This is a genomic window from Streptomyces sp. DS1-CR2, assembly GCF_055760475.1.
The window spans coordinates 3808050-3832216 of record NZ_CM147085.1; the positions used below are offsets into that span (position 1 = coordinate 3808050).

General features: G+C 69.6%; 18 protein-coding genes. 10 read left to right on the top strand and 8 right to left on the bottom strand.

Annotated features, from left to right (window positions below; genetic code table 11):
- Positions 1-8: 8 nt before the first annotated feature.
- The 4 genes from ACY0PA_RS18440 (at position 9) to ACY0PA_RS18455 (ending at position 6001) form a co-directional block, all read left to right on the top strand.
- Positions 9-764 carry a TIGR03089 family protein gene (locus ACY0PA_RS18440; RefSeq protein ID WP_473085644.1) on the top strand — a complete coding sequence of 252 codons (756 nt, stop codon included), beginning with the start codon at positions 9-11 and terminating at the stop codon, positions 762-764.
- A 196-nt stretch (positions 765-960) separates the two neighbouring features.
- Entirely contained in the window at positions 961-2286 is a 1326-nt protein-coding gene (locus tag ACY0PA_RS18445; RefSeq protein WP_473086354.1) for an LCP family protein, read from the top strand.
- Between the two features lie 226 nt (positions 2287-2512).
- Positions 2513-4246: an LCP family protein gene (locus tag ACY0PA_RS18450; RefSeq protein WP_473085645.1), complete on the top strand. Its 1734-nt coding sequence runs from the start codon at positions 2513-2515 to the stop codon at positions 4244-4246.
- An 81-nt stretch (positions 4247-4327) separates the two neighbouring features.
- Positions 4328-6001, top strand: a complete 1674-nt coding sequence (locus tag ACY0PA_RS18455) for an LCP family protein (RefSeq protein WP_473085646.1) — start codon at positions 4328-4330, stop codon at positions 5999-6001.
- Positions 6002-6058: 57 nt separating this feature from the next.
- Here the strand turns inward: ACY0PA_RS18455 and ACY0PA_RS18460 are convergent, their stop codons facing one another.
- A complete protein-coding gene (locus ACY0PA_RS18460) occupies positions 6059-7087 on the bottom strand; it encodes a glycosyltransferase family 2 protein (protein ID WP_473085647.1) in 1029 nt (342 codons plus the stop codon).
- 126 nt (positions 7088-7213) lie between these two features.
- On the opposite strand from ACY0PA_RS18460, the gene ACY0PA_RS18465 reads away from it, so the two are divergent.
- On the top strand, positions 7214-8686 hold the full coding sequence (locus tag ACY0PA_RS18465) for an LCP family protein (protein ID WP_473085648.1): 1473 nt from the start codon (positions 7214-7216) through the stop codon (positions 8684-8686).
- A gap of 23 nt (positions 8687-8709) precedes the next feature.
- Here ACY0PA_RS18465 and ACY0PA_RS18470 read toward each other — a convergent pair whose 3' ends face one another.
- Positions 8710-9258, bottom strand: coding sequence for an acyl-CoA thioesterase (locus ACY0PA_RS18470; RefSeq protein ID WP_473085649.1), 549 nt, complete (start codon positions 9256-9258; stop codon positions 8710-8712).
- A 118-nt stretch (positions 9259-9376) separates the two neighbouring features.
- On the opposite strand from ACY0PA_RS18470, the gene ACY0PA_RS18475 reads away from it, so the two are divergent.
- Both ACY0PA_RS18475 and rph read left to right on the top strand, forming a co-directional pair.
- Positions 9377-10678, top strand: a complete 1302-nt coding sequence (locus tag ACY0PA_RS18475) for an LCP family protein (RefSeq protein WP_473085650.1) — start codon at positions 9377-9379, stop codon at positions 10676-10678.
- A gap of 302 nt (positions 10679-10980) precedes the next feature.
- Positions 10981-13617 (top strand): rifamycin-inactivating phosphotransferase, encoded by a 2637-nt coding sequence (gene rph / locus ACY0PA_RS18480; RefSeq protein ID WP_473085651.1) that lies wholly within the window; start codon positions 10981-10983, stop codon positions 13615-13617.
- Between the two features lie 74 nt (positions 13618-13691).
- Here rph and ACY0PA_RS18485 read toward each other — a convergent pair whose 3' ends face one another.
- Positions 13692-14864, bottom strand: a complete 1173-nt coding sequence (locus tag ACY0PA_RS18485) for an acyl-CoA dehydrogenase (RefSeq protein WP_473085652.1) — start codon at positions 14862-14864, stop codon at positions 13692-13694.
- A gap of 172 nt (positions 14865-15036) precedes the next feature.
- On the opposite strand from ACY0PA_RS18485, the gene ACY0PA_RS18490 reads away from it, so the two are divergent.
- Entirely contained in the window at positions 15037-16380 is a 1344-nt protein-coding gene (locus ACY0PA_RS18490; RefSeq protein WP_473085653.1) for a UDP-glucose dehydrogenase family protein, read from the top strand.
- A 142-nt stretch (positions 16381-16522) separates the two neighbouring features.
- On the opposite strand, the gene ACY0PA_RS18495 is transcribed toward ACY0PA_RS18490, so the two are convergent.
- The 3 genes from ACY0PA_RS18495 to ACY0PA_RS18505 are packed head-to-tail and all read right to left on the bottom strand — an operon-like array spanning position 16523 to position 19394.
- On the bottom strand, positions 16523-17710 hold the full coding sequence (locus tag ACY0PA_RS18495; protein ID WP_473085654.1) for a dipeptidase: 1188 nt from the start codon (positions 17708-17710) through the stop codon (positions 16523-16525).
- A 5-nt stretch (positions 17711-17715) separates the two neighbouring features.
- Positions 17716-18243 carry a 5-(carboxyamino)imidazole ribonucleotide mutase gene (purE, locus tag ACY0PA_RS18500; protein ID WP_473085655.1) on the bottom strand — a complete coding sequence of 176 codons (528 nt, stop codon included), beginning with the start codon at positions 18241-18243 and terminating at the stop codon, positions 17716-17718.
- Positions 18240-19394: a 5-(carboxyamino)imidazole ribonucleotide synthase gene (locus tag ACY0PA_RS18505; RefSeq protein WP_473085656.1), complete on the bottom strand. Its 1155-nt coding sequence runs from the start codon at positions 19392-19394 to the stop codon at positions 18240-18242. The genes purE and ACY0PA_RS18505 overlap by 4 nt, the downstream gene beginning before the upstream one ends.
- Positions 19395-19516: 122 nt before the next feature.
- Between ACY0PA_RS18505 and ACY0PA_RS18510 the strand changes: the two genes are divergently transcribed.
- Positions 19517-20068, top strand: a complete 552-nt coding sequence (locus ACY0PA_RS18510; protein ID WP_473085657.1) for a GtrA family protein — start codon at positions 19517-19519, stop codon at positions 20066-20068.
- 32 nt (positions 20069-20100) lie between these two features.
- On the opposite strand, the gene ACY0PA_RS18515 is transcribed toward ACY0PA_RS18510, so the two are convergent.
- A complete protein-coding gene (locus tag ACY0PA_RS18515) occupies positions 20101-21375 on the bottom strand; it encodes an ATP-binding protein (protein WP_473085658.1) in 1275 nt (424 codons plus the stop codon).
- 15 nt (positions 21376-21390) lie between these two features.
- Positions 21391-22068 carry a response regulator transcription factor gene (locus ACY0PA_RS18520; RefSeq protein ID WP_100597941.1) on the bottom strand — a complete coding sequence of 226 codons (678 nt, stop codon included), beginning with the start codon at positions 22066-22068 and terminating at the stop codon, positions 21391-21393.
- 493 nt (positions 22069-22561) lie between these two features.
- On the opposite strand from ACY0PA_RS18520, the gene ACY0PA_RS18525 reads away from it, so the two are divergent.
- The gene (locus ACY0PA_RS18525; protein WP_473085659.1) at positions 22562-24049 is read left to right on the top strand and encodes a peptide MFS transporter; all 1488 of its coding nucleotides are present in this window, start codon (positions 22562-22564) and stop codon (positions 24047-24049) included.
- Positions 24050-24167: the final 118 nt, after the last annotated feature.

Below are 24167 nucleotides of genomic sequence, written 5' to 3' on the forward strand. Positions count from 1 at the left end.
TTGCGCCCGTGAACGCCACCGACCGCACCCCCGCCGACCTGCTGCGATCCGCGCTCGCCGCCGATCCAGGACGCCCACTGGTGACTTTCTACGACGACGCCACGGGCGAACGCGTCGAACTGTCCGTGGCCACCTTCGCCAACTGGGTGGCCAAGACCGCCAATCTCCTCCAGGGCGACCTCGCCGCACAGCCCGGCGACCGGCTCGCGCTGCTGCTGCCCGCGCACTGGCAGAGCGCCGTCTGGCTGCTCGCGTGCGCGTCCGTAGGAGTCGTCGCCGATGTCGGCGGTGACCCGGCCGCCGCCGACATCGTCGTCAGCGGCCCCGACTCCCTGGACACGGCGCGCGCCTGCTCCGGGGAACGGGTGGCGCTCGCGCTGCGTCCCCTCGGCGGCCGCTTCCCGCAGCCGCCGGAGGGCTTCGTCGACTACGCGGTCGAGGTGCCGGGGCAGGGTGACCGCTTCGCCCCGTTCGCACCCGTGGACCCGGAGGAGCCCGCGCTCGTCGTCGCGGGGGCCGAGCTCACCGGCGCCGAGGTCGTCGAGAAGGCGCGGGCCGACGCCACGGACCTCGGCCTGACGGGCCCCGGCTCGCGCCTGCTGTCCGGACTCCCGTACGACACCTGGCGCGGTCTGAGCGCCGGTCTTTACGCGCCGCTCGCCACCGGCGGTTCCGTCGTCCTGTGCCGCCACCTCGACGGCCTGGACGAGGAGTCCCTGGCCAAGCGGGTGGAGAACGAGCGGGTCTCGGCGACCGCACGCTGAGACACCCGGGCCGGCGTCACCCGTTCGGCCCTGTCCACCCCCGGGCCGCCGGGCCCCGGGCGCCGCGCCGGGCGATGGTCGAAGGGGCGCACCTGCGCACCGTCGCCGCCATGAGGGGTGGACTCACGTGACCGATTCCGCAGGCACGCCCCCGGAACCGCGGCACCCCGGCGACGACGACGCGGCGGGGCCGGTCATGCACGGGCCGGGCGCGGGCTCGTCCCCCACGGGGGCGGGCACGGCCCGGCGGCACAAGCGCTGGCTGCGGTACACGGCGATCGGCGCCGGCGTGGCGGTGCTCGCCGCGGGCGGCGCCGGCTGGGCGGTCTACGAGAAGCTCCAGGGGAACATCACCGAGGACACCGACGCGGCCGCCGAGCTCGCCCGCTACGAGAAGGAGCGGCCCACCTCGCTCGTGGCCGGCGCGCAGAACATCCTGCTGATCGGTTCCGACTCACGGTCCGGCGCCGACAACCGCAAGTACGGCCGTGACTCGGGCACCCAGCGCTCGGACACGACGATCCTGCTGCACATATCCGCCGACCACAAAAGCGCCATCGCGGTCTCGCTGCCCCGCGACCTGATGGTCGACGTACCGAGCTGCCGCGCGCACGGGGGCACCCGCACCGGCTCCATGTTCTCGATGTTCAACTACGCCTTCGAGCAAGGCGGTTCGGCCTGCACGATCCGTACGGTCGAGAAGCTCACCGGCATCCGCATCACCCACCACATGGTCGTCGACTTCAGCGGGTTCAAGGACATGGTCGACGCCGTCGACGGCGTCGAGGTGTGTCTCAAGGAGCCCATGAACGACCGCGCCGCGCGCCTCAAGCTGCCCGCGGGAAAGCAGACCCTCAACGGCGAGCAGGCGCTCGGCTTCGTGCGGGCCCGCAAGAGCCTCGGCAACGGCAGCGACACCGACCGGATGGACCGCCAGCAGCGGTTCCTCGGTGCCCTGGTGAACAAGGTGCAGAGCAACCAGGTGCTGCTCAACCCGACGAAGCTGTACCCCGTGCTCGACGCGGCCACCTCGTCCCTCACCACGGACCCCGGGCTCGCCAGTCTGCGCGGCCTCTACAACCTCGTACGCGGCATCCGGGACATTCCGACCGAACGCGTCCAATTCCTGACGGTGCCGCGGCGCAGTTACGTCCACAACGCCAACCGTGACCAGCTCGTCCAGCCCGCCGCAGAGCAGCTCTTCACGCGACTGCGCACCGACACCCCCGTGGTGGTCGCCAAGAAGACACCACAGGAGAGCACCACCCGGAGTCCCTCCGACGGCTCCGGCACGGACAGCTCGGCCACGGACACCACGGGCACGGACAACAGGGCGTACGAGCACGACGGATTCGACGACGGCAAGGGCGGCGTCGGCCAAAGCGCCCAGAAGCCCGGCGGCTCGTTCATGTCGCCCGGGTCGTCCGGTTCATCCGGTTCATCCGGTTCATCACCCGATTCATCGCCCACGCCGGCCCCCACGTTCCGCGGCAACACAGCCGCTCAGGATGCCTGCGGGTAAAGCGATACCCAAGGGGTTCGCGTCACGTCCAAAGAAATCGGACGGATTGCCCAGTTGTAGGGAAGTGCAATTTGTCACCGCCCTCGCTTGACGCTGAACTGGGCGGATAGTGTGAGCGATCCGGTGCACCCGGCCAACGACGGTCGCGCACTGCTTACCGACTGACCGAGCGCCTTCTTGAGGGGGACAAGGCGCCGCGTGGCCCCGACGGAGGATGCAGACAACCGTGGACGCGCAAGGCCGTGGGCGGGCGGACAACATCGACCCCGCAGACCAGTGGGTACTCAACCCGAACACCGGCGATTACGAACTGCGACTGAACCCTTCCTCTGGGCAATCGGCCGTACCCGGACCGCGCAGGTCTCCCCAACGCCCCACCGGGCAACGGGGACAGGCCGGGCAGACCCGGCAGAACGGCAGGTCCCGAGAGGAACAGGACAGCCGCGAAGTGCCCGGCCAGCGCAGGCGGCGGGCCCCGCAGCCGGAGCCGGCCGGCAGGCGCCGGTCCAAGAGCAAGAAGAAGTCCAAGGGCAAGAAGGCGCTCCTGTGGACGGGCGGCGTCATGGCCTTCGTCCTGGTGGCCGGCGCGGGCGGGGCGTATCTCTATCTGCGCCACCTCGACGGCAACATCGACAAGCAGGACGTCGTCGGCGCGAAGAACGGCTTCAGCAAGGACGAGGCGTTCAACATCCTGCTGATCGGCACGGACAAGCGCACCGGCAAGGGCAACGCGGGCTACGGCGACAAGAACAGCGTCGGCCACGCGGACACCAACATCCTGCTGCACGTGGCCAAGGACCGTTCGAACGCGACGGCGTTGAGCATCCCGCGCGACCTCATCACCGACATCCCGGACTGCAAGGTGAGGGAGGACGGGGTGGAGAAGACGATCCCCGGAACGCCCGACATCCGCTTCAACACCAGCCTCGGCCAGAGCGGCCGGGACGCGGGCTGCACGATGGCAACGGTCAAGGCCATAACGGGAGTTCAGCCCGATCACTTCATGATGGCCGACTTCAACGCCGTCAAGACGCTGACGACGGCGGTCGGCGGTGTGGACATCTGTCTCGCCAAGGACGTCGACGACCCCGACTCGCATCTGAAGCTCTCCAAGGGCAAGCACACCGTGCAGGGCGAACAGGCCCTCGCGTTCGTACGCACCCGGCACAGCTTCGGCAACCAGGGCGACCTGGACCGCATCCAGCAGCAGCAGCAGTTCCTCGGATCGCTGATGCGCAAGATGAGCTCCGGCGACACGCTCACCAGCCCGAGCAAGCTCACTGGCCTGGCCGAGGCGGCGACCAAGGCGCTGTCCGTGGACACCGGCATAGGAAGCCTCTCCGAGCTCAAGAACGTGGCCCTTGAACTGAAGAAGGTGCCGCCGAAGAACATCACCTTCACCACGCTGCCCGTGATAGACAACCCCGCCGAGAAGGTCCACGCGACGGTCGTCGTCAACCCGGCCAAGGCGGACCCGCTGTTCGCGATGATCCAGGACGACGTCTCCCTGACCGAGGTGGCGAAGGACAAGAAGGCCGCCAAGTCGAAGCAGGACGCGCTGCTCAAGGGCTCCCGCGCCGACGCCTCCGAGGTCCGGGTCGACGTCTACAACGGCAGCGAGACCGTCGGCGCCGCGCAGACGACGCTGACGTGGCTGCAGAACAACGAGGGCGTCCTCAAGTCGAGCCAGCTGGGCAACGCGCCGAAGAAGCTGTCGAAGACGACGCTCGAGTACGCGCCGGACCAGGCCGACCAGGCCCGCAAGCTCGCCGACATCATGGGGCTGCCCTCATCCGCCATGAAGCCCGGCAAGAGCGAGAAGAACGACCAGGGTCTGCCGGCGATGATCCTGACCCTCGGAGCCGACTTCAAGGAGGCCGGGACACCCATCGCCGCCCCGGCGAAGGCGCCGGCGGACATCCAGAAGGCGACAGCGGACAAGACTGTGTGCGCCAAGTGACCAACCTCGGCCGCCCCTTGGCTGTCTAACAGACAGGATCGGGGCGGCCGACGTGTAGGCCGGGGGCGGGAGGGGTGGGGCATGAGGCAGAGCAGTGTGCGCGGCGACGGGCCGCGAGCAGGGGTCCGTCAGCAGGGCAGCGCGGTCGGCCCCGGCAGGGTCGGCCCGCCGCGCGAGGCCGGGGAGCCGGAGCGCGGACAGGGCCAGGACACGGGCCAGGGACAGGGTGACGGCGGCAGGCCGCGCGGGCACCGGCGCGCCGGCGCGCGCCCGCGGCGCCGCAAACACCGAATACTGCGCTGGTTCTCGATCACTCTCGCCGTACTGATACTCGGCGCCGCGGGAGCGGGCTATCTCTGGTACGAGCACCTCAACAGCAACATCAAGACGGACAAGCTCAACATCGGCGAGCACCAGGCGGCGAAGCCGACGCCGAACGCGGCGGGCCAGACCCCGCTGAACATCCTGCTGATCGGCTCGGACGCCCGGGACTCCAAGGCGAACCAGAAGCTCGGCGGCGCCAGGGACACGTTCGGCGGCGTACCCCGCGCGGACGTACAGATGCTGGTCCACCTCTCCGCGGACCGCAGCAACATGTCGGTGGTGAGCATGCCGCGCGACACCCTGCTCAAGCTGCCGAAGTGCACCGACCCGGAGACGGGCAAGGAGTACCCGGCCACGGTGGGGCGGCAGATGACGAACGATTCGCTCGGCCGCGGCGGCCCCGGCTGCACGGTGGCCACCTGGGAACTGCTGACCGGCATCCACATCGACCACTTCATGATGGTCGACTTCGCGGGCGTGGTCTCCATGGCGGACGCCATCGGCGGCGTACCGGTGTGTGTGGACGCCAACATCTACTCCAAGGACAGCCAGGGCCACGGCTCGGGCCTGAAGCTGGCGAAGGGCACGCACCCGGTCATGGGCGAGCAGGCCCTGCAGTGGCTGCGTACGCGCTACGGCTTCGAGGACGGCAGCGACATCGCCCGTACCAAGGCGCAGCACATGTACATGAACTCGATGGTGCGCCAGATGCGCGAGAACGCGACCATCACCAACCCGGGCAAGCTGCGCGGCCTCGCCGAGGAGGCCACGAAGGCGCTCCACGTCGACGAGGGCCTCGACACGGTCAAGAAGCTCTACGACGTCAGCAACGAGCTGAAGAAGCCCGAGCCGGACCGGATCACGATGACGACGATGCCGTTCGTGTACGTGGGCGCGCGCGTGGCCCCGAAGCCGGGCGACGCGGACAAGCTGTTCCGGCTTGTCCGCGAGGATGTGGCCCTGGACGGCAAGGACAAGAAGAAGGCGCCGCCCGAGGAGTCGGACGACCCGGCGGCGCCCGACGGCGAGATCGCGGTGCAGGTGCAGAACGGCACGCGGACGGCGCAGCTGCCCGCGGCGTCGGGCCGGGCGGGCACGGTGTCCCAGATGCTGGCCACGAAGGGCTTCACGAAGGCGTCCGCCGACCAGTCGGTGTCGCTGAGCGAGGAGAAGACGGTCATCCGCTTCCCGAGCGTCGACCTGGAGGGCGATGCTCAGCGGGTCGCCAAGTCCCTTGGTATTCCGCTGAGTTCGGTGAAGCAGTCGACCGACGTCTCAGGGGTGACGCTCGTCGTGGGCGACGACTGGCGGGAGGGGAACACCTACCCGAAGTCCTCGAAGGACGACGACACCACCCCGGACACCGCGCTCGCGCTCAACGGGTCGGACACGAAGGCCTGCATGAAGGTGGACAAGAACTTCACCTGGTGACACAGGCCAGAGCTCCGGGGCCGAGCGGCTCGGCCCCGGAGAAAGCAGACGTAGGGCTCACGCCTCGCTGAGTACCGCGGGGCGGCGCGACGCGATGACCTTCTTCGCGAGGGAGCGCGGGCTGGTCAGGAAGCCCCAGCCCCACGACATGTGCATCGTGGCGAGCGCGACCGGGATCTGCAGGCGCGCCTTCAGCGGCAGCCCCTTGCCGGCCGGCACCGAACCGGCCGTGATGGCCGCCAGGTAGCCGCCCGGGATCACGAAGCCCCACGGCGTCACGAGCGCGCCCACGACGACACCCGCGGCGATCGCGCACACGGCGGCCGGCGGCGCGAGGTAGCGCAGGTTGATCGAGCCCTCGTGGTAGCGGGCGACGACATGGCGCCAGCGGCCGTAGTCCTTGTACTGCTTGGCGAGCGCCTTCACGCTGGGCCGCGGCCGGTACGAGACCTTCAGCTCGGGCGAGAACCAGATCAGGCCGCCGGCCTCGCGGATGCGGAAGTTCAGCTCCCAGTCCTGGGCGCGGATGAACTCCACGTTGTAGCCGCCCTGCTGTTCGAGCGCCTCGCGCCGGAAGACACCCAGGAACACGGTCTCGGCCTGCTGGGCCTCGCCGCCCGTGTGGAAGGCCGCGTTCCCGACGCCGATCTTCGACGTCATGGCGGCGGCGACCGCGTGCTCCCAGTCGTTCTCGCCCTCGGCGTGCATGATGCCGCCGACGTTCTGCGCGCCGGTCTCCTCAAGGAGGCGCACGGCCGTCGCGATGTAGTTCGGCGAGAGCATGCCGTGCCCGTCGACGCGCACCACGATGGGGTGGCGGGACGCCTCGATCGCGGCGTTCAGCGCCGCGGGCGTACGGCCCGTGGGGTTCGCCACGGTGTGGACCCTGGGGTCCTCGCGGACGAGTTCCGCGGCGATCTCGTCCGTGCGGTCCGAGGACGGGCCGAGCGCGACCACGACCTCCATCTCGCCGTCGTACTCCTGCGCCAGGATCGCCTCGACGGCTCCGCGCAGGTGCCGCTCCTCGTTGAGGACGGGCATGATCACCGATACGGGCGGAAGCTGCTTGTCGGAATTCGCGTTCATCAGGCGTCACGTTACCGCTAATGGGGGACACAGGCGCGCGCCGCCGTGGTCACTGCCGCGGGCAGGAGATCGTATGCGCCTACGGTGCTCGCGATCCCACGCCCACCTTCTCGGAGGTGTCCCCACGTGCCCACTCCGCCGACCCGCTCCCCCGCACGCCCGCCGCGTCCCCCACGGCAGGAGCGCCCTCGTCCCCCCGTGCCCGCCCCCGTACGGAGGAGGAAGCCGCGGTGGGCCATGCGGGTGGCGACGACGGTCTCGGTCACGGTGCTCGCGGCCGCCGGGATCGGCCACGCGGTCGTCACCGGGCTCGACACGGACATCAACCGCATCGACCCCTTCAAGGACATGAAGAACCGTCCCTCCGGCGGTCACGGGATGAATGTGCTGCTCGTCGGCACCGACGGCCGCGACAAGATCACCCCGGCGGAGAAGAAGAAGTACCGGCTGGGCGGCGCGCCCTGTCACTGCACGGACACGATCATGATCGTGCACCTCTCCGCCGACAAGCACCGCGCAAGCATCGTCAGCCTGCCCCGGGACTCGTACGCCGAGATCCCCTCGCACACCGACCGGACGACGGGCAAGCAGCACCAACAGCACCCGGTGAAGATCAACGCGGCGTACGCGGAGGGCGGGCCCCATCTGACCGTGCGCACCGTCGAGCACATGACCGGCGTGAAGATCGACCACTATATGGAGGTCGACTTCACCAGCTTCATGAAGACGGTGGACGTGCTCGGCGGCGTCGAGATCTGCACGGCGCATCCGCTCAAGGACTCGTACACCGGGCTCGACATGGCCGTCGGCACGCACACGCTCGACGGCGGCCAGGCCCTCCAGTACGTGCGCGCCCGGCACACCGACGGGGCGGGCGACCTGGGCCGGATGCAGCGCCAGCAGCGCTTCCTCGCCGCGCTCATCGCGAAGACCACGTCGTCCGGGGTGCTCCTGAACCCGGTGAAGTTCCGCGACGTGGCCCGCACGCTGCTCAGCTCCGTGCGCGCGGACAAGGGGTTCGGCACGGACCAGATGGTCGGGCTCGGGCAGGCGATGCGGGGGTTCTCGCCGTCGTCGTCGGAGTTCACGACCGTGCCGATCAGCGAAGCCAGCTTCCCGGTCAAGGGCATCGGCTCGACGGTGAAGTGGGACCCCGCGAAGTCCACGAAGCTGTTCAAGGCGCTGCGCGAGGACAAGCCGCTCGCCGTGCACCACAGGAAGAAGAAGGGGACGATCGTCGGCGTCGCCCCGCAGCAGATCCGCGTCCAGGTCGAGAACGGCACGATGACGCCGGGGCTCGGCAAGAAGATGGACGCGGGGCTGCGGGGGACGGGGTTCCGCACGAGCGGAACGCCGATGAACGCGGCGCAGCGCACCGCCCAGCACACGGTGATCCGCTACGACCCGCGCTGGGACCAGTCGGCGAAGGCGCTGGCGACGGCGTTGCCGGGTGCGCAGCTGCAGGCGGTGAAGGGACAGGGTGCGGTACTGAAGGTGCTGGCCGGCCCGGACTTCAAGGCCGTGCGCGCGGTGCGGGCCGAGGACTCGCACCAGGGCGAGTTCGGGGCGGTCACCGGGGACCAGGTGGTGTGCGGCTGACGCCGGTCCGCCTCCGCAAGGGCTCAGTCCTCGATGCCGTCGGCCGAGCGCTGCTGCCGCAGTTCCATGATCGCCCGGCGGCGCGCGAGCCGGTGCTGGCGGCGGATCTGGGCCTCCTGGCAGCGCCGCTTGTCGCGCTCGCTCTCCGGCAGGACCGGGGGCACCGAGCGCGGCTTGCCGTCGCCGTCGACCGCGGCGAACACGAGGTAGGCGGAGCCGACCTGCTGCGCCGGCGTCGACTCGTTCCAGCGCTCGGCGAGGACCCGGACCCCGACCTCCATGGAGGTCCGGCCCGTCCAGTTGACCTGAGCCTTCACATGGACCAGGTCGCCCACGCGCACCGGCTCCAGGAAGGCCATCTCGTCCATGGAGGCGGTGACGGCGGGTCCGCCGGAGTGCCGGCCTGCCACGGCGCCCGCCGCGTCGTCGACCAGTTTCATGATCACGCCACCATGTACCGTTCCGAGCAGGTTGGTGTCGTTATGGGTCATGATGTGCGACAACGTCGTACGGGAAGCTGAGGTCGGCTTACCCGGAATTTCGGATTCCGTGCCGCGGGCCTGGTCTGTCATGGCCTCCACCTTATGCCGGGCAGGACACGGGTTGCTTTGTGTCAGCTCTGCAACAGCCCGGGTCCGATTCCCCACCCACCCTTGTGGGGCACACAGCACGGGACGGCACACTGTGGCCATGAATGATTGGCCAGAGGGTTGGGGCGACAGTCAGGGCGGCGGCGACCGCGGATACGGTCGCGGCAGTGCCAGCGCGCGCCCCGAGGGCGCCCGCGCGATGCCGCACGTGCAGCGTGGACAGGGCGGCGGCTCCCGCCGCTCCGCGCCGCCCCGGCCGACGGTGCCGGCGCAGCCCTCGTACGGCGAGGGCTACGGGGACCAGTACGACAGCGGCTACAACACCGGCCAGGTCTACGGCGGTGGCGGCGGGCGCCGCGGCGGCAGCGGCTACGTACCGAACGACAACGACCCGGCCGACGGTTACGCGCCCCCGCGGCCGCGGCCGAACTGGCGCCGGCGCATCAAGCGGGCCGTCCTCACCCTCGTCGTCGTGTTCCTCGGTGTGAGCATAGGCACGTACTTCTGGGCCGACTCCAAGCTCAACCGCGACGTCGACCTCTCCAAGGTCATAGAACGGCCCGAGACCGGCAAGGGCACCAACTACCTCATCGTCGGCACGGACAGCCGGGCCGGAATGTCCGACGAGGAGAAGAAGAAGCTGCACACCGGGTCCGCCGAGGGCAAGCGCACAGACACGATGATGATCCTGCACACCGGCGACAACGGCAGCACGATGATCTCCCTGCCGCGTGACTCGAACGTCACGGTCCCGTCCTTCAAGGGCTCGGACTCCGGCAAGTTCTATCCGAACCAGGGCCGCCAGGTGAAGCTCAACGCCGCGTACGCGGAGGACGGTCCCGAACTGCTCGTGCGGACCGTCGAGTTCAACACCGGGCTGCACATCGACCACTACGCGGAGATCGGCTTCGGCGGCTTCGCGAAGATCGTGGACGCGGTCGGCGGCGTCGAGATGAACCTGAAGGAGGGCTTCAAGGACAAGTGGTCCGGGGCCGACTTCCAGAAGGGCAAGCAGACGCTGAACGGCCAGCAGGCCCTCGCCTTCGTCCGTACGCGCCACGCGTTCGCGGCGAGCGACCTCCAGCGCACCAAGAACCAGCAGGCGTTCCTGTCGGCCCTGGCCCACCAGGTGGCCACCCCGTCGACGGTCCTGAACCCGTTCAAGCTCTACCCGACGATGGGGGCGGGCCTCGACTCGCTCGTCGTCGACAAGGACATGAGCCTGTGGGACCTGGGCTCGATGTTCTTCGCCATGAAGGGCGTCACCGGCGGCGACGGCAAGTCGATGAACATGCCGGTCTCCGGCTCCGTCGGCGGCAACCTCGTCTGGGACAAGACCAAGGTCAAGCAGCTGGTGGGCGAACTGAAGGACGACGCGCCGGTGACGGTGTCGGGCAACTGACGTAAGAAACGGGGCAGTTGGACGGGTCGGACCTCCGACTCGGGCCGGCTGCCCCGTCTGCCGTCGGACGGCAAAAAACAAAGGCAAGGAGAGTCCTCTCCTTGCCTCTTTCAACTTATAGCGCGGTGGGGGACTTGCCGCAAGGCCCAGGTCGTGGCGCACAATCGGCGGCCTGCAGTTGCGGGTGCCCGGCGCGAAAGTGCGGGGGTGCTCGGCAAGAGGTCCGACGGAGTGGGAGAGGCGCCGGTGATTCGATCGGCCACCGCAGTACAACGGAGCACGGCTGCCTCGGAGGTGACGCGATGAGTGAGCAGTACGTGCTGGATCTTCAAGAGGTCGGCGAGACGCAGGTCGCGGTCGTCGGTGGCAAGGGCGCGCACCTGGGCGGGCTGTCGCGGATCGAAGGCGTCCGCGTGCCGGCCGGCTTCTGCGTGACGACGGACGCCTTCCGGCGGATCATGGCGGAAGCGTCGATCGACGAGCAGCTCGATCGGTTGTCGCGCCTGACTCCCTTTGATGAAGAGGGGGACGAGCGGGAGGCGATCCGCACGCTCAGCGCGGAGATCCGCCGGACCATCGAGGGGATCGCCGTCCCCGACGATCTCGCGGCGGCGATCACCCGCGCGCTCGGCCGGCAAGGCGAGCCCGGCGAGCAGACCGCCTACGCCGTCCGCTCCAGCGCGACGGCGGAGGACCTGCCCACGGCCTCCTTCGCCGGCCAGCAGGACACGTACTTGAACGTCATCGGGCCGGCAGCGATCCTCCAGCACGTCAGCCGGTGCTGGGCCTCGCTGTTCACCGAGCGGGCCGTGACCTACCGCCGGCGCAACGGCATCGACCACCGTACGGTCCACATGGCCGTGGTCGTGCAGCAGATGGTCTTCCCGCACGCGGCCGGCATCCTGTTCACGGCCGACCCCGTCACGGGCAACCGGAAGGTCGCCACCGTGGACGCCGGATTCGGCCTCGGCGAGGCCCTGGTCTCCGGCCTGGTGAACCCGGACGTCTTCAAAGTGCGGGACGGCGAAGTCGTCGCCAAGGCGATCGCCGCCAAACAGCGTGCGGTTCACGCCCTGCCGGCCGGCGGTACGCAGGAAGTGGCGGTCGACTCGCAGCGGCAGGAGCAGCCGGCGCTGACGGACGCTCAGGCCGTGCGGCTCGTGCGGCTCGGGCGGCGGATCGAAGCGCACTTCGGCCGCCCGCAGGACATCGAATGGTGCCTGGTCGACGATGACTTCCAGATCGTTCAGAGCCGGCCGATCACGACGCTGTTCCCCGTCCCCGAGACCGGCGACCAGGAGAATCACGTCTACGTCTCCGTCGGTCACGGCCAGATGATGACCGACCCCATGAGGCCCCTGGGGTTCTCCATGTGGCAGCTGACGGCCATGGTGCCGATGCACGAGGCCGGCGGGAGGCTGTTCGTCGACGTCACCCGGCGCCTGGCCTCGCCCGCGAGCCGCGCCGGCCTCCTGGACGCCATGGGGAAGGGCGATCCGCTGATCAGGAACGCTCTGGAGACCGTCCTCGACCGCGACGGTTTCGTCCCGTCGCTCCCGGACGCGGGCCCCGGCGGGCCACCGGCCGGCGGTGCGCCCGCCCCGGTCGAGACCGATCCGGCCGTCGTCACCAAGCTGATCGAGCGCAGCCAGGTGTCCATCGCCGCCCTGGAGCGCGACGTCCGGACGAAGACCGGACCGGCGCTGTTCGACTTCCTGCTGGAGGCCTTCGAGGAGCACAAGCGGGTCCTCAGCGATCCGCTGAGCATTCAGGCGATCATGGCGGGGATGGAGGCCACCTGGTGGCTCAACGACAAGCTGCAGGAGTGGCTGGGCGAGAACAACGCGGCTGACACGCTGACCCTGTCCGCCCCCGACAACATCACGTCGGAGATGGGCCTTGCGCTGCTCGACGTCGCGGACGTGATCCGCCCGCGGCCGGAGGTGGTGGCGTTCCTGCAGGGCGTCGAGAACGCCGAGTACGCCGGGGACACAGCCTTCCTGGACGAGCTGGCGAACGTCGCGGGCGGGACCGAAGCGCGCGACGCCATCGAGGCCTATCTCGACCGGTACGGCATGCGCTGCGTCGGCGAGATCGACATCACGAGGCCCCGTTGGCGCGAGCGCCCCACCACGCTCGTGCCCGTGATCCTCGACAACGTCAGGAACTTCGGGCCGGGCCTCGCCGAGCGGCGCTTCGAGCAGGGGCGGCAGAAGGCGCAGCAGAAGGAACAGGACGTGCTGTCCCGCCTGCGGGCCCTGCCGGACGGGGACCGCAAGGCCGACGAGACCAAGCGGATGATCGACCGGGTCAGAACCTTCATCGGGTACCGGGAGTACCCGAAGTACGGCATCATCAGCCGCTACTTCGTCTACAAGCAGGCCCTGCTGGAGGAGGCCGGGCGCCTCGTGCGGGCGGGCGTGCTTCGTGAGAAGGAGGACATCTTCTACCTCACGTTCCAGGAACTCCACGACGTCGTGCGCTCGAACCAGGTGGATGACCGGCTCATCGAGGAGCGCAAGGACGCGTTCCGTTCGTACCACGCGCTCACCCCGCCCCGGGTGCTCACCTCGGACGGTGAGGCCGTCACCGGGGCGTACCGGCGCGACGATGTGCCGGACGGCGCCCTGATCGGCGTACCGGTCTCCGCCGGGACCGTCGAGGGACGGGCCCGCGTCATCCTCGACATGGCGCAGGCCGATCTCGAAGCGGGCGACATCCTGGTCACGGCCTTCACGGACCCCAGCTGGTCGCCGCTGTTCGTCGGAATCGCGGGCCTGGTGACGGAGGTGGGCGGCCTGATGACCCACGGCGCGGTGATCGCCCGGGAGTACGGCCTGCCGGCCGTCGTGGGTGTGGAGCAGGCCACCCGGCTGATCCGCGACGGGCAGCGGATCCGCGTGCACGGAACCGACGGGTACATCGAGATCCTGCCCTGACCGGCCCCACCGGAGTGCAGACACGAACGGCCCCCGGCATCACGCCGGGGGCCGCGGTGTCTGCGGAACCCTTGTTACGGCAGGTTCCTGGCCATCACGATCCGCTGGACCTGATTCGTGCCTTCATAAATCTGCGTGATCTTCGCGTCGCGCATCATGCGCTCGACCGGGTAGTCGCGGGTGTAGCCGTAGCCGCCGAGGAGCTGGACGGCGTCCGTGGTGACCTCCATGGCGACGTCCGAGGCGAAGCACTTGGCCGCGGCGCCCTGGAAGGTGAGGTCCCCCTCTCCACCTCCGGCGGCGACGCGCTCCGACTTGGCCGCGGCCTGGTACGTCAGCGCGCGGGCCGCCTCGATCTTCATCGCCATGTCGGCGAGCATGAACTGGATGCCCTGGAAGTCGGCGATCGGCTTGCCGAACTGCTTGCGCTCCTTGACGTAGCCCTTGGCGTAGTCGAGGGCGCCCTGGGCTATGCCGAGGGCCTGGGCCGCGATGGTGACGCGGGTGTGGTCCAGGGTCTTCATCGCCGTGGCGAAGCCGGTGCCCTCCTCGCCGATCATGCGGTCGGCGGGGATGCGAACGTTGTCGAGGTAGACCTCGCGCGTCGGGGAGCCCTTGATGCCGAGCTTCTTCTCCGGGGCGCCGAAGGAGACGCCCTCGTCGGACTTCTCGACGACGAAGGCGGAGATGCCCTTCGAGCGCTTGGCCGGGTCGGTGACGGCCATCACCGTGTAGTACTCGGACTCGCCGGCGTTGGTGATCCAGCGCTTCACGCCGTTGAGCACCCAGAAGTCGCCGTCGCGGACCGCGCGCGTCTTCATGCCCGCGGCGTCCGAGCCCGCGTCCGGCTCGGAGAGGCAGTACGAGAACATGCCCTCGCCCTTGGCGAGCGGCGTCATGTACTTCTTCTTCAGCTCCTCGGAGCCGGAGAGGATGACGGGCAGCGAGCCCAGCTTGTTCACGGCCGGTATGAGGGAGGAGCTCGCGCAGACGCGGGCCACTTCCTCGATCACGATGACGGTCGCGAGGGCGTCGGCTCCGGCGCCGCCGTAGGACTCCGGTACGTGCACTGCCTGGAGGTCGTTCGCGACGAGGGCGTCGAGGGCCTCCTGCGGGAAACGCGCCTCCTCGTCCACCGCCGCGGCGAACGGCGCGATCTTGGCCTCGCACAGGGCCCGCACGGACTCGCGGAGCATGTCGTGCTCTTCGGCCGGACGGTACAGGTCGAATTCGGGCGAACCTGCCAAGGTGTCTCACGCTCCAAGGACGCTAATTACCGTTAAGTAACCCAAATTTTATGCCTCTGCCCACCAGAGGGATACGTGAGCTACGCGACAGCGGAAACGTGCCCTGCGAGGGCCCGCGTCACGCCCGACTATGCTCGGGGCCGCACTGCAGCCGTACACCTCTGGAGCTCTCATGCCCTTGAAGATCACCGTGATCGGCACCGGCTACCTCGGCGCCACGCACGCCGCCGCCATGGCCGAACTCGGCTTCGAGGTGCTGGGGCTCGATGTCGTGCCCGAGAAGATCGAGATGCTCACGCGGGGCGAGGTCCCCATGTACGAGCCCGGTCTCGAGGAACTGCTGCGCAAGCACGTCGCCGGGATCGAGGGATCGACCGGGCGGCTGCGCTTCACCATGGACTGGGCCGAGGTCGCCGAGTTCGGTGACGTCCACTTCGTGTGCGTGAACACCCCGCAGAAGCACGGCGAGTACGCCTGCGACATGAGCTACGTCGACGCCGCGGTGGAGTCACTGGCCCGGCATCTGAGCAAGCCGGCGCTCGTCGTCGGCAAGTCGACCGTGCCCGTCGGCAGCGCCGAACGCCTCGCGGCCCGCATCCTGGAACTGGCGCCCGCGGGCGGCGACGTCGAGCTCGCCTGGAACCCGGAGTTCCTGCGTGAGGGCTTCGCCGTCCAGGACACGCTGCACCCGGACCGGATCGTCGTCGGTGTGCGCAGCGACCGCGCAGAGAAGACCCTGCGCGAGGTGTACGCGACGCCGGTCGGGCAGGGCTCGCCGTTCGTGGTGACGGACTTCCCGACGGCCGAGCTGGTCAAGACGGCCGCCAACTCGTTCCTCGCGACGAAGATCTCCTTCATCAACGCGATGGCCGAGGTCTGCGAGGCCGCGGGCGGTGACGTCGTGAAGCTCGCGGAGGCGATCGGCTACGACGAGCGGATCGGGTCCAAGTTCCTGCGGGCCGGGATCGGCTTCGGCGGCGGCTGTCTGCCCAAGGACATCCGGGCGTTCATGGCGCGCGCCGGTGAGCTGGGCGCCGACCAGGCGCTGACGTTCCTGCGCGAGATCGACTCCATCAACATGCGGCGCCGCGGCCAGATGGTCGAGATGGCCCGTGAGGCGCTCGGCGGGGGCTCGTTCCTGGGCAAGCGGGTCGCGGTGCTCGGCGCCACGTTCAAGCCGGACTCCGACGACGTACGCGACTCACCGGCGCTCAACGTCGCCGGGCAGATCCACCTCCAGGGCGGCCAGGTCACGGTCTACGACCCGAAGGGCATGGACAACGCGCGGCGTCTGTTCCCCACGCTCGGCTACGCGGAGTCCGCCGACGCGGCCGTGCGGGGCGCGGACGTGGTGCTGCATCTGACGGAGTGGCGCGAGTTCCGCGAGCTCGACCCGGCGGCGCTCGGCGCGCTGGCCGGCACGCGGCTGATCCTCGACGGGCGCAACGCGCTGGACCCGGAGCTGTGGCGCGAGGCGGGCTGGGCGTACCGGGCGATGGGCCGCCCCGCCGCCTAGGGTCCTTCCGTATGGCCCACAGCCACCTGGTGGGCGGCGCGTTCGGGCGACACCGGACCGCCCAGACCTCCGGAGCGGAAGAACTCCGGAGGTTGGGGACAGGGCGTTCAGCCGTCGGGCCAGGGCCGTTGAGCCAGGCCGTTCAGCCGTCGAGCTGCGCCAGTGTCGCGTTCGACGGGCCGCGGCGGGCCTGCTCGTCGCGGGCCACGTCCTCCGCGGCGCCGAGGACCCGTACCGCGTTCTGCCAGGTCAGCTTGGCGAGGTCGGGGTCCGACCAGCCGCGGTCGACGAGCTCCGCGATCAGGTTCGGGTAGCCCGAGACGTCGCCGAGGCCGTCCGGCAGGAACGCCGTGCCGTCGTAGTCGCCGCCGATGCCGATGTGGTCGACGCCGGCGACCTCGCGCATGTGGTCGAGGTGGTCGGCGACCGTGGAGACGGTGGCGACCGGACGCGGGTGCGCCTCCTCGAAGGCGCGGTGAAGCTTCATGGCCTCCGGCGACGTGTCCAGGTGGTGGAAGCCGTGCGCACGCAGATTCTCGTCCGCGGCGCCCGTCCAGTCGACGGCGGCCTGGAGGACGAACTTCGGCACGAACGTGGCCATCGCGACGCCGCCGTTCGCGGGCAGCCGCTCCAGGACGTCGTCCGGGATGTTGCGCGGGTGGTCGCACACCGCGCGCGAGGACGAGTGGGAGAAGATCACCGGCGCGACCGAGGTGTCGAGCGCGGCCCGCATCGTGGTCGCCGCCACGTGCGAGAGGTCGACGAGCATGCCGGCCCGGTTCATCTCCCGTACGACCTCGTGGCCGAAGGGCGAGAGTCCGCCGACGCCCGGCTCGTCCGTCGCCGAGTCCGCCCACGCGATGTTGTCGTTGTGCGTGAGCGTCATGTAGCGCACGCCCAGGGCGTGCAGCGCGCGCAGGGTGGCCAGCGAGTTGTCGATGGAGTGGCCGCCCTCGGCGCCCATGAGGGACGCGATACGGCCCTCGGCGCGGGCGGCCTCCATGTCGGCGGCCGTCAGCGCGCGCCGCAGGTCTGCCGGGTAGCGCTCGATCAGCTGCTGGACGCAGTCGATCTGCTCCAGCGTCGCGCTGACCGCCGCGTCACCGGCCATGTCCGAGCGCACGTACACGGACCAGAACTGCGCGCCGACCCCGCCGGCCCGCAGCCGGGCCAGGTCGGTGTGCAGATGCGCGCTCTGGTCGACGGCGATGTCCCGCGCGTCGATGTCGTACGCGACCTGCTCGCGCAGCGCCCACGGCAGGTCGTTGTGGCCGTCGGCGACGGGGAAGTCCGCGAGTATCGCGCGGGCCCGCTCCAGGGAGGTGGTCATCGCCGTCACTTCCCGAAGCCGAAGCCGGACGCGCCCTCGACCTTGGCCCGCAGGCGCTTGCCCTTCTCCGTGGCCTGGTCGTTCAGCTCCTGCTGGAACTCCCGCATGCGGCCGAGGAGTTCCTCGTCGTGGGTGGCGAGGATGCGGGCCGCGAGGAGGCCCGCGTTGCGCGCGCCGCCGACGGAGACGGTGGCGACGGGGACGCCCGCGGGCATCTGCACGATGGACAGCAGGCTGTCCATGCCGTCGAGGTACTTCAGCGGGACCGGGACGCCGATGACGGGCAGCGGGGTCACGGAGGCGAGCATGCCCGGCAGATGGGCGGCTCCCCCGGCTCCCGCGATGACCGCCTTGAGGCCGCGGCCGTCCGCCTGCTCGCCGTACGCGATCATTTCGCGCGGCATGCGGTGCGCGGAGACGACATCCACCTCGTAGGGGATCTCGAACTCGTCGAGAGCCTGGGCGGCGGCCTCCATGACGGGCCAGTCGGAGTCGGAACCCATGACAATGCCAACGACAGGGGACGTGCTCATTCGGTGATCGTTCCTCTGAGGTAGCCGGCTGCGTGACGGGCGCGCTCCAGCACGTCGTCCAGGTCGTCGCCGTAGGTGTTGACGTGGCCGACCTTGCGTCCGGGCTTCACGTCCTTGCCGTACATGTGGATCTTGAGCTTCGGGTCGCGGGCCATGCAGTGCAGGTACGCGGAGTACATGTCCGGGTAGTCGCCGCCGAGGACGTTGCACATGACCGTCCAGGGAGCGCGCGGGCGCGGGTCGCCGAGGGGTAGGTCGAGGACGGCGCGGACGTGGTTCGCGAACTGCGAGGTCACGGCCCCGTCCTGGGTCCAGTGGCCGGAGTTGTGCGGGCGCATCGCCAGTTCGTTGACCAGGATGCGGCCGTCGCCGGTCTCGAAGAGCTCGACCGCGAGGTGCCCGACGACACCGAGCTCCTTCGCGATGCCGAGCGCCAACTGCTCGGCGCGCAGGGCGAGGTTCTCGTCGAGATCGGGGGCGGGCGCGATCACCGTGTCGCACACGCCGTCGACCTGCTGGGACTCGACGACGGGGTAGGCCACGGCCTGGCCGTGCGGGGAGCGGACGACATTGGCCGCGAGCTCCCGTACGAAGTCGACCTTCTCCTCCGCGAGGACGGGGACGCCGGCCTTGAAGGGCTCGGCCGCGTCCTCCAGGGACCGTACGAACCACACCCCCTTCCCGTCGTAGCCGCCGCGCACCGTCTTGAGGATCACGGGGAAACCGTCACCGCCGCCAGTGGCGCCCTCCGCCGCGAAGGCCGCCACGTCGGCGGGGTCCTTCACGATGCGGTGGCGCGGACAGGGAGCACCGATCTCCGTGAGCTTCGCGCGCATCACACCCTTGTCCTGGGCGTGCACCAGCGCCCCGGGTCCGGGGCGCACGGGGATACCGTCCGCCTCCAGGGCCCGCAGGTGCTGCGTGGGCACGTGCTCGTGATCGAAGGTGATCACGTCACAGCCCCGCGCGAAGTCACGCAGCGTGTCCAGGTCGCGGTAGTCGCCTATGACGACATCGCTGACCACCTGCGCCGCGGAATCCTGAGGAGTGTCACTGAGGAGCTTGAACTTGATGCCGAGCGGGATGCCCGCCTCGTGTGTCATACGAGCGAGCTGCCCCCCGCCGACCATGCCGACTACCGGGAACGTCACACCCCCAGGGTATCGGCCGCCCCGCCGTGCCAGGATTACCGGCGTCCCCAGGCGCCCGACCAGCCGCCTGGTTAGCATGACGGGGTCGATATATCGGAATCTACGGGGGCTGGGGCGAGCAGATGAACGGACCTGCCACTTGGCGTGCGCGGCTCGACCGGCTCGGCCGCGAGGTCGCCAAATTCGGGGCCGTGGGCGCGCTCGGAACCCTGGTGAACTTCGGCGTCTCCAACTTTCTGTGGCACACCACGAACCTTCAGGCCGTGCGGGCCAACGTCATCGCCACGATCATCGCGATCGCGTTCAACTACGTGGGGTTCCGCTACTTCACCTACCGTGACCGCGACAAGAGTGGCCGGACGCGGGAGCTCTCACTGTTCCTGGCGTTCAGCGCGGTCGGCCTGGTGATCGAGAACGGCGTCCTGTACATGGCGATCTACGGCTTCGGCTGGGACAGCTCGCTCCAGCGCAACATCTTCAAGGTCATCGGCATCGGCATCGCGACGCTGTTCCGCTTCTGGTCGTACCGCACATGGGTCTTCAAGACCCTGCCCGGCCACGAGACCGTCGCCCGCGCTGAATCGTTCCTGGGGGCCGGGGGCGGGCGTGACGGGCGTGACGGGCGCGACGGGCGCGAGGACCGCCGCTCCGACATCCAGCGCAGCCACCGCTGACCGGGGCCGCTCACCGGGGCCGCTCACCGGCCCTAGCGAACCGTCTCCGTCCCCTCACCCGGCGCCGACTTCTTCAGCGGCGTACGCGACAGGAACAGGCCGAACACCGGCGGGTTCGTCTGGAGCATCTCCAGGCGGCCCCCGTCCGCCTCGGCCAGGTCGCGGGCGACCGCGAGGCCGATGCCCGTCGAGTTGCGGCCGCTGATGGTCCGCTCGAAGATCCGCGCCCCCAGGTCCGCCGGCACCCCGGGACCCTCGTCCGTGACCTCGACGACGGCCTGGTTGCCGGTGACGCGGGTGCGCAGCGCGACCGTGCCGCCGCCGTGCATGAGCGAGTTCTCGATCAGCGCGGCGAGCACCTGGGCGACGGCGCCCGGCGTGCCCACGGCCTTCAGATGCCGCTTGCCCGAGGAGACGATGGCGCGGCCCGCGCTGCGGTAGGCGGGGCGCCACTCCTCCAGCTGCTGCTTGATGACCTCGTCCAGGTCGAAGGAGACCGCGGACCCCGTGCGCGGGTCGCGCGAGTTGGTCAGCAGCCGCTCCACGACGTCCGTGAGGCGCTCGACCTGCGCGAGCGCGATCGTCGCCTCCTCCTTCACCGTGTCCAGGTCATCGGTGACGGTGATCTCCTCCAGGCGCATGGAGAGCGCAGTGAGGGGCGTACGGAGCTGGTGCGAGGCGTCGGCCGCCAGGCGCCGCTCGGCGGTCAGCATCCGGGCGATCCGCTCGGCGCTGGAGTCGAGGACGTCGGCGACCCGGTCCAGCTCGGCCACCCCGTAGCGGCGGTGGCGCGGGCGGGGGTCGCCCGAGCCGAGGCGCTCCGCGGTGGACGCGAGGTCGGTGAGCGGGGACGTGAGCCGGTTGGCCTGGCGTACGGCGAGCAGCACCGCGGCGATGACGGCGAGCAGCGCCACCCCGGCGATGATCAGCAGCGTGCGGCCGACCTCGCGGGTGACGGAGGAGCGGGGCTCCTCGACGGTGACCGTCTCGCCCTTCTCGCCCTTGGCGTTGCCCTGGATGACGTCCCCTCGGGGGCGCTCACCGATCTCCATGGGGGCGCGCCCCGGCAGCTCGATCCTGGCGTACCGGTCGGGGCCGACCTGATTCTCCAGGATCGCGCCGCTGACCTGTTCGTCGCCGAGGAGCCGGCTGTCGACGATGCTGACGAGCCGGACCGCCTCGGAGTCCACCCGCTCCTGGGCGCTGTTGGTGATCGTGCGGGTCTCGACGATGACGAGCGAGACCCCGAAGACAGCGATCACGACGAGCACGACGGCGAGCGTGGAGTTGATCAGACGGCGGCGCATAGCTGTACCAGTACGTCAGCTCTTCTCGAAACGGAAACCGACGCCGCGCACCGTGGCGATGTAGCGCGGGTTGGCGGCGTCGTCGCCGAGCTTCTTGCGCAGCCAGGAGATGTGCATGTCGAGGGTCTTCGTCGACGACCACCATGTGGTGTCCCAGACCTCGCGCATCAGCTGGTCGCGCGTGACGACCCGGCCGGCGTCGCGCACCAGGACCCGCAGCAGGTCGAACTCCTTGGCGGTGAGCTGGAGTTCCTCGTCGCCCATCCACGCGCGGTGCGACTCGACGTCGATGCGGACGCCGTGCGTGGCGGGCGGCTGCTGGGGCTCGGCGGCGCCGCGCCGCAGCAGGGCCCGTACGCGGGCGAGCAGTTCGGCGAGGCGGAACGGCTTGGTGACGTAGTCGTCGGCGCCGGCGTCCAGGCCGACGACGGTGTCCACCTCGTCGGCGCGGGCGGTCAGGATGAGGACGGGCACCGTGTGCCCCTCGGCGCGCATCCGCCGGGCGACCTCCAGGCCGTCCATGCCGGGCAGCCCCAGGTCGAGTACGACGAGGTCGATGCTGCCCTGAAGTCCCGCGTCGAGCGCGGTCGGGCCGTCCTCACGCACTTCGACCTCGTAACCCTCCCTGCGCAGGGCACGGGCCAGTGGCTCCGAGATGGACGCGTCGTCCTCGGCGAGCAGTACACGGGTCATGCAGTGATGGTAGTCCGCGCCGGACCGCGGCCGTGGGGCGATCCGCCAGGGCCGCGACCTGGACGGGCGGACCTGCGGCTGTGGGATGAGACCCTGGGAGACGCCTTCGAATCAGGGCGAACGGTTCCACCGGGACCTGTGATCCATGTCTCAAGTCCTTCCATATGCCGCACTGTGGTGTCGTATGGTGAATCAACGCCTGATGCACTGAGGAAAGGCCTTTGAGCGCACCGCGCTGCGAAGGTCTCTTTCATGTGTGAGCTGGTTACCGCCAGCGTTGAAGGAATGACCTGTGGGCCGGGCCCCGGACGCGAAGTCGCGCACGGGGCGTGGATCCCGGGACAGCCGTACCTGGCCTCCGTAAGCGACTTCGTACGCGGAGGCATTCCCCTGTGGGCGTGGGGAGGAGGACGGCATGTCCCGGTGCCGGCCACCCCCCTCACTGGCCGCGCGGTCACCCACGACCCGCGACCCGCACCAGCAAGGAACTTCCATGGCGACCAGCCTGACGAAGGAATCCACCGGGGCACCCTCCGGCGGCAAGACCTTCTTCGGCCACCCTCGCGGTCTGGCCACTCTGTTCATGACCGAGATGTGGGAGCGTTTCTCCTACTACGGCATGCGCGCCCTGCTTCCGCTGTACCTGGTGGCCCCCGAGGGGCTCGGCCTCGACGCGGGCACAGCGATCGCCATCTACTCCGTCTACGTCTCGACGGTGTACCTGCTCGCCATGCCCGGCGGCTGGTTCGGCGACCGTGTGTGGGGACCCCGCAAGACGACCGCGATCGCCGGTGCGGTGATCATGATCGGTCACCTGCTGCTGGCCGTCCCGGCGAACGGCGTCTTCTACGTCGGTCTGCTCTTCGTGGCCGTCGGTTCGGGTCTGCTGAAGTCCAACATCTCGACGATGGTCGGCCACCTGTACAACGGCCCGGACGACCCGCGCCGTGACGGCGGCTTCACCGTCTTCTACATGGGCATCAACCTCGGCGCGTTCGCCGCGCCGCTGGTCATCGGCACCGTCGGCCAGAACGTGAACTGGCACATCGGCTTCGCGCTCGCCGCGGTCGGCATGGCGATCGGCCTCGGCCAGTTCCTGCTGGGCACCCGCCACCTGTCGGAGAAGTCGTCGGTCGTCCCGAAGCCGCTGGACGCCGCCGAGCGTGCCGCCACGCTGAAGAAGTCGATGATCTGGCTGCTCATCGCGGTCGTCTTCTACGCCATCGTCGTGGGCACCGGCACCTACACCCTGAACTGGGTGATGGTCCCGCTCATGCTGATCGGCCTGATCGTCCCGATCATGGTCCTCGGCCGCATCAAGCGCGACAAGGAACTGACGAGCTCCGAGCAGTCGAAGGTCTCCGGCTACATCTGGTTCTTCGTCGCCGCCGCCGTCTTCTGGATGATCTACGACCAGGGCGGCTCGACCCTGTCGATCTTCGCCGACAGCCACGCCAACACGAGCGTCCTCGGCTGGGACTTCCCGGTCTCCTGGTTCCAGTCCGTGAACCCGGTACTCATCATGGCGCTGGCCCCGGTCGCCGCCATGATCTGGCTGGCGCTGGCCCGCAAGGGCAAGGAGCCGAGCACGGTCACCAAGTTCTCGCTGGGCCTGGCCCTCGTCGGTATCTCCTTCTTCGTCTTCCTGCTGCCGCTGACGGCCGCGGACGGCGGAAAGGTCAGCCCCTGGTGGCTCGTCCTGATCTACTTCGTCCAGACGGTCGGCGAGCTGACGCTCTCCCCGGTCGGCCTCTCGGTGACCACCAAGATGGCCCCGGCGAAGTACGGCTCCCAGATGATGGGTGTCTGGTTCCTCGCGGTCACGGCGGGCGACGCGGTGACGGGTCTGCTCTCCACGTACGGCGTCGACCTGAACGGCACGGGCGCCGTGGGCCTGGAGGCCGCCCTCGCGGTGATCGCGGGCGGCGCGGTCTTCATGTACCGCAAGAAGGTCAAGGAACTCATGGGCGACGTGCACTGACGCACTCCGCTCAGCCTGTAAGCGTGTGAAGGGCCGCCGCACCGGAATCGGTGCGGCGGCCCTTCGGCGTTTCCACGACTCTTCATGTCCGCCACTCTTTATGTCCGTCACTCTTTGT

Excerpts from the sequence above, each read along its gene's own strand:
- ACY0PA_RS18470 (WP_473085649.1), bottom strand. The coding sequence starts at position 9,258 with ATGACAGACCAGGCCCGCGGCACGGAATCCGAAATTCCGGGTAAGCCG.
- ACY0PA_RS18475 (WP_473085650.1), top strand. The coding sequence starts at position 9,377 with ATGAATGATTGGCCAGAGGGTTGGGGCGACAGTCAGGGCGGCGGCGAC.
- ACY0PA_RS18445 (WP_473086354.1), top strand. The coding sequence starts at position 961 with ATGCACGGGCCGGGCGCGGGCTCGTCCCCCACGGGGGCGGGCACGGCC.
- ACY0PA_RS18460 (WP_473085647.1), bottom strand. The coding sequence starts at position 7,087 with ATGAACGCGAATTCCGACAAGCAGCTTCCGCCCGTATCGGTGATCATG.
- ACY0PA_RS18520 (WP_100597941.1), bottom strand. The coding sequence starts at position 22,068 with ATGACCCGTGTACTGCTCGCCGAGGACGACGCGTCCATCTCGGAGCCA.
- ACY0PA_RS18495 (WP_473085654.1), bottom strand. The coding sequence starts at position 17,710 with ATGACCACCTCCCTGGAGCGGGCCCGCGCGATACTCGCGGACTTCCCC.
- ACY0PA_RS18455 (WP_473085646.1), top strand. The coding sequence starts at position 4,328 with ATGAGGCAGAGCAGTGTGCGCGGCGACGGGCCGCGAGCAGGGGTCCGT.
- ACY0PA_RS18510 (WP_473085657.1), top strand. The coding sequence starts at position 19,517 with ATGAACGGACCTGCCACTTGGCGTGCGCGGCTCGACCGGCTCGGCCGC.
- purE (WP_473085655.1), bottom strand. The coding sequence starts at position 18,243 with ATGAGCACGTCCCCTGTCGTTGGCATTGTCATGGGTTCCGACTCCGAC.
- ACY0PA_RS18490 (WP_473085653.1), top strand. The coding sequence starts at position 15,037 with ATGCCCTTGAAGATCACCGTGATCGGCACCGGCTACCTCGGCGCCACG.
- rph (WP_473085651.1), top strand. The coding sequence starts at position 10,981 with ATGAGTGAGCAGTACGTGCTGGATCTTCAAGAGGTCGGCGAGACGCAG.
- ACY0PA_RS18515 (WP_473085658.1), bottom strand. The coding sequence starts at position 21,375 with ATGCGCCGCCGTCTGATCAACTCCACGCTCGCCGTCGTGCTCGTCGTG.
- ACY0PA_RS18525 (WP_473085659.1), top strand. The coding sequence starts at position 22,562 with ATGGCGACCAGCCTGACGAAGGAATCCACCGGGGCACCCTCCGGCGGC.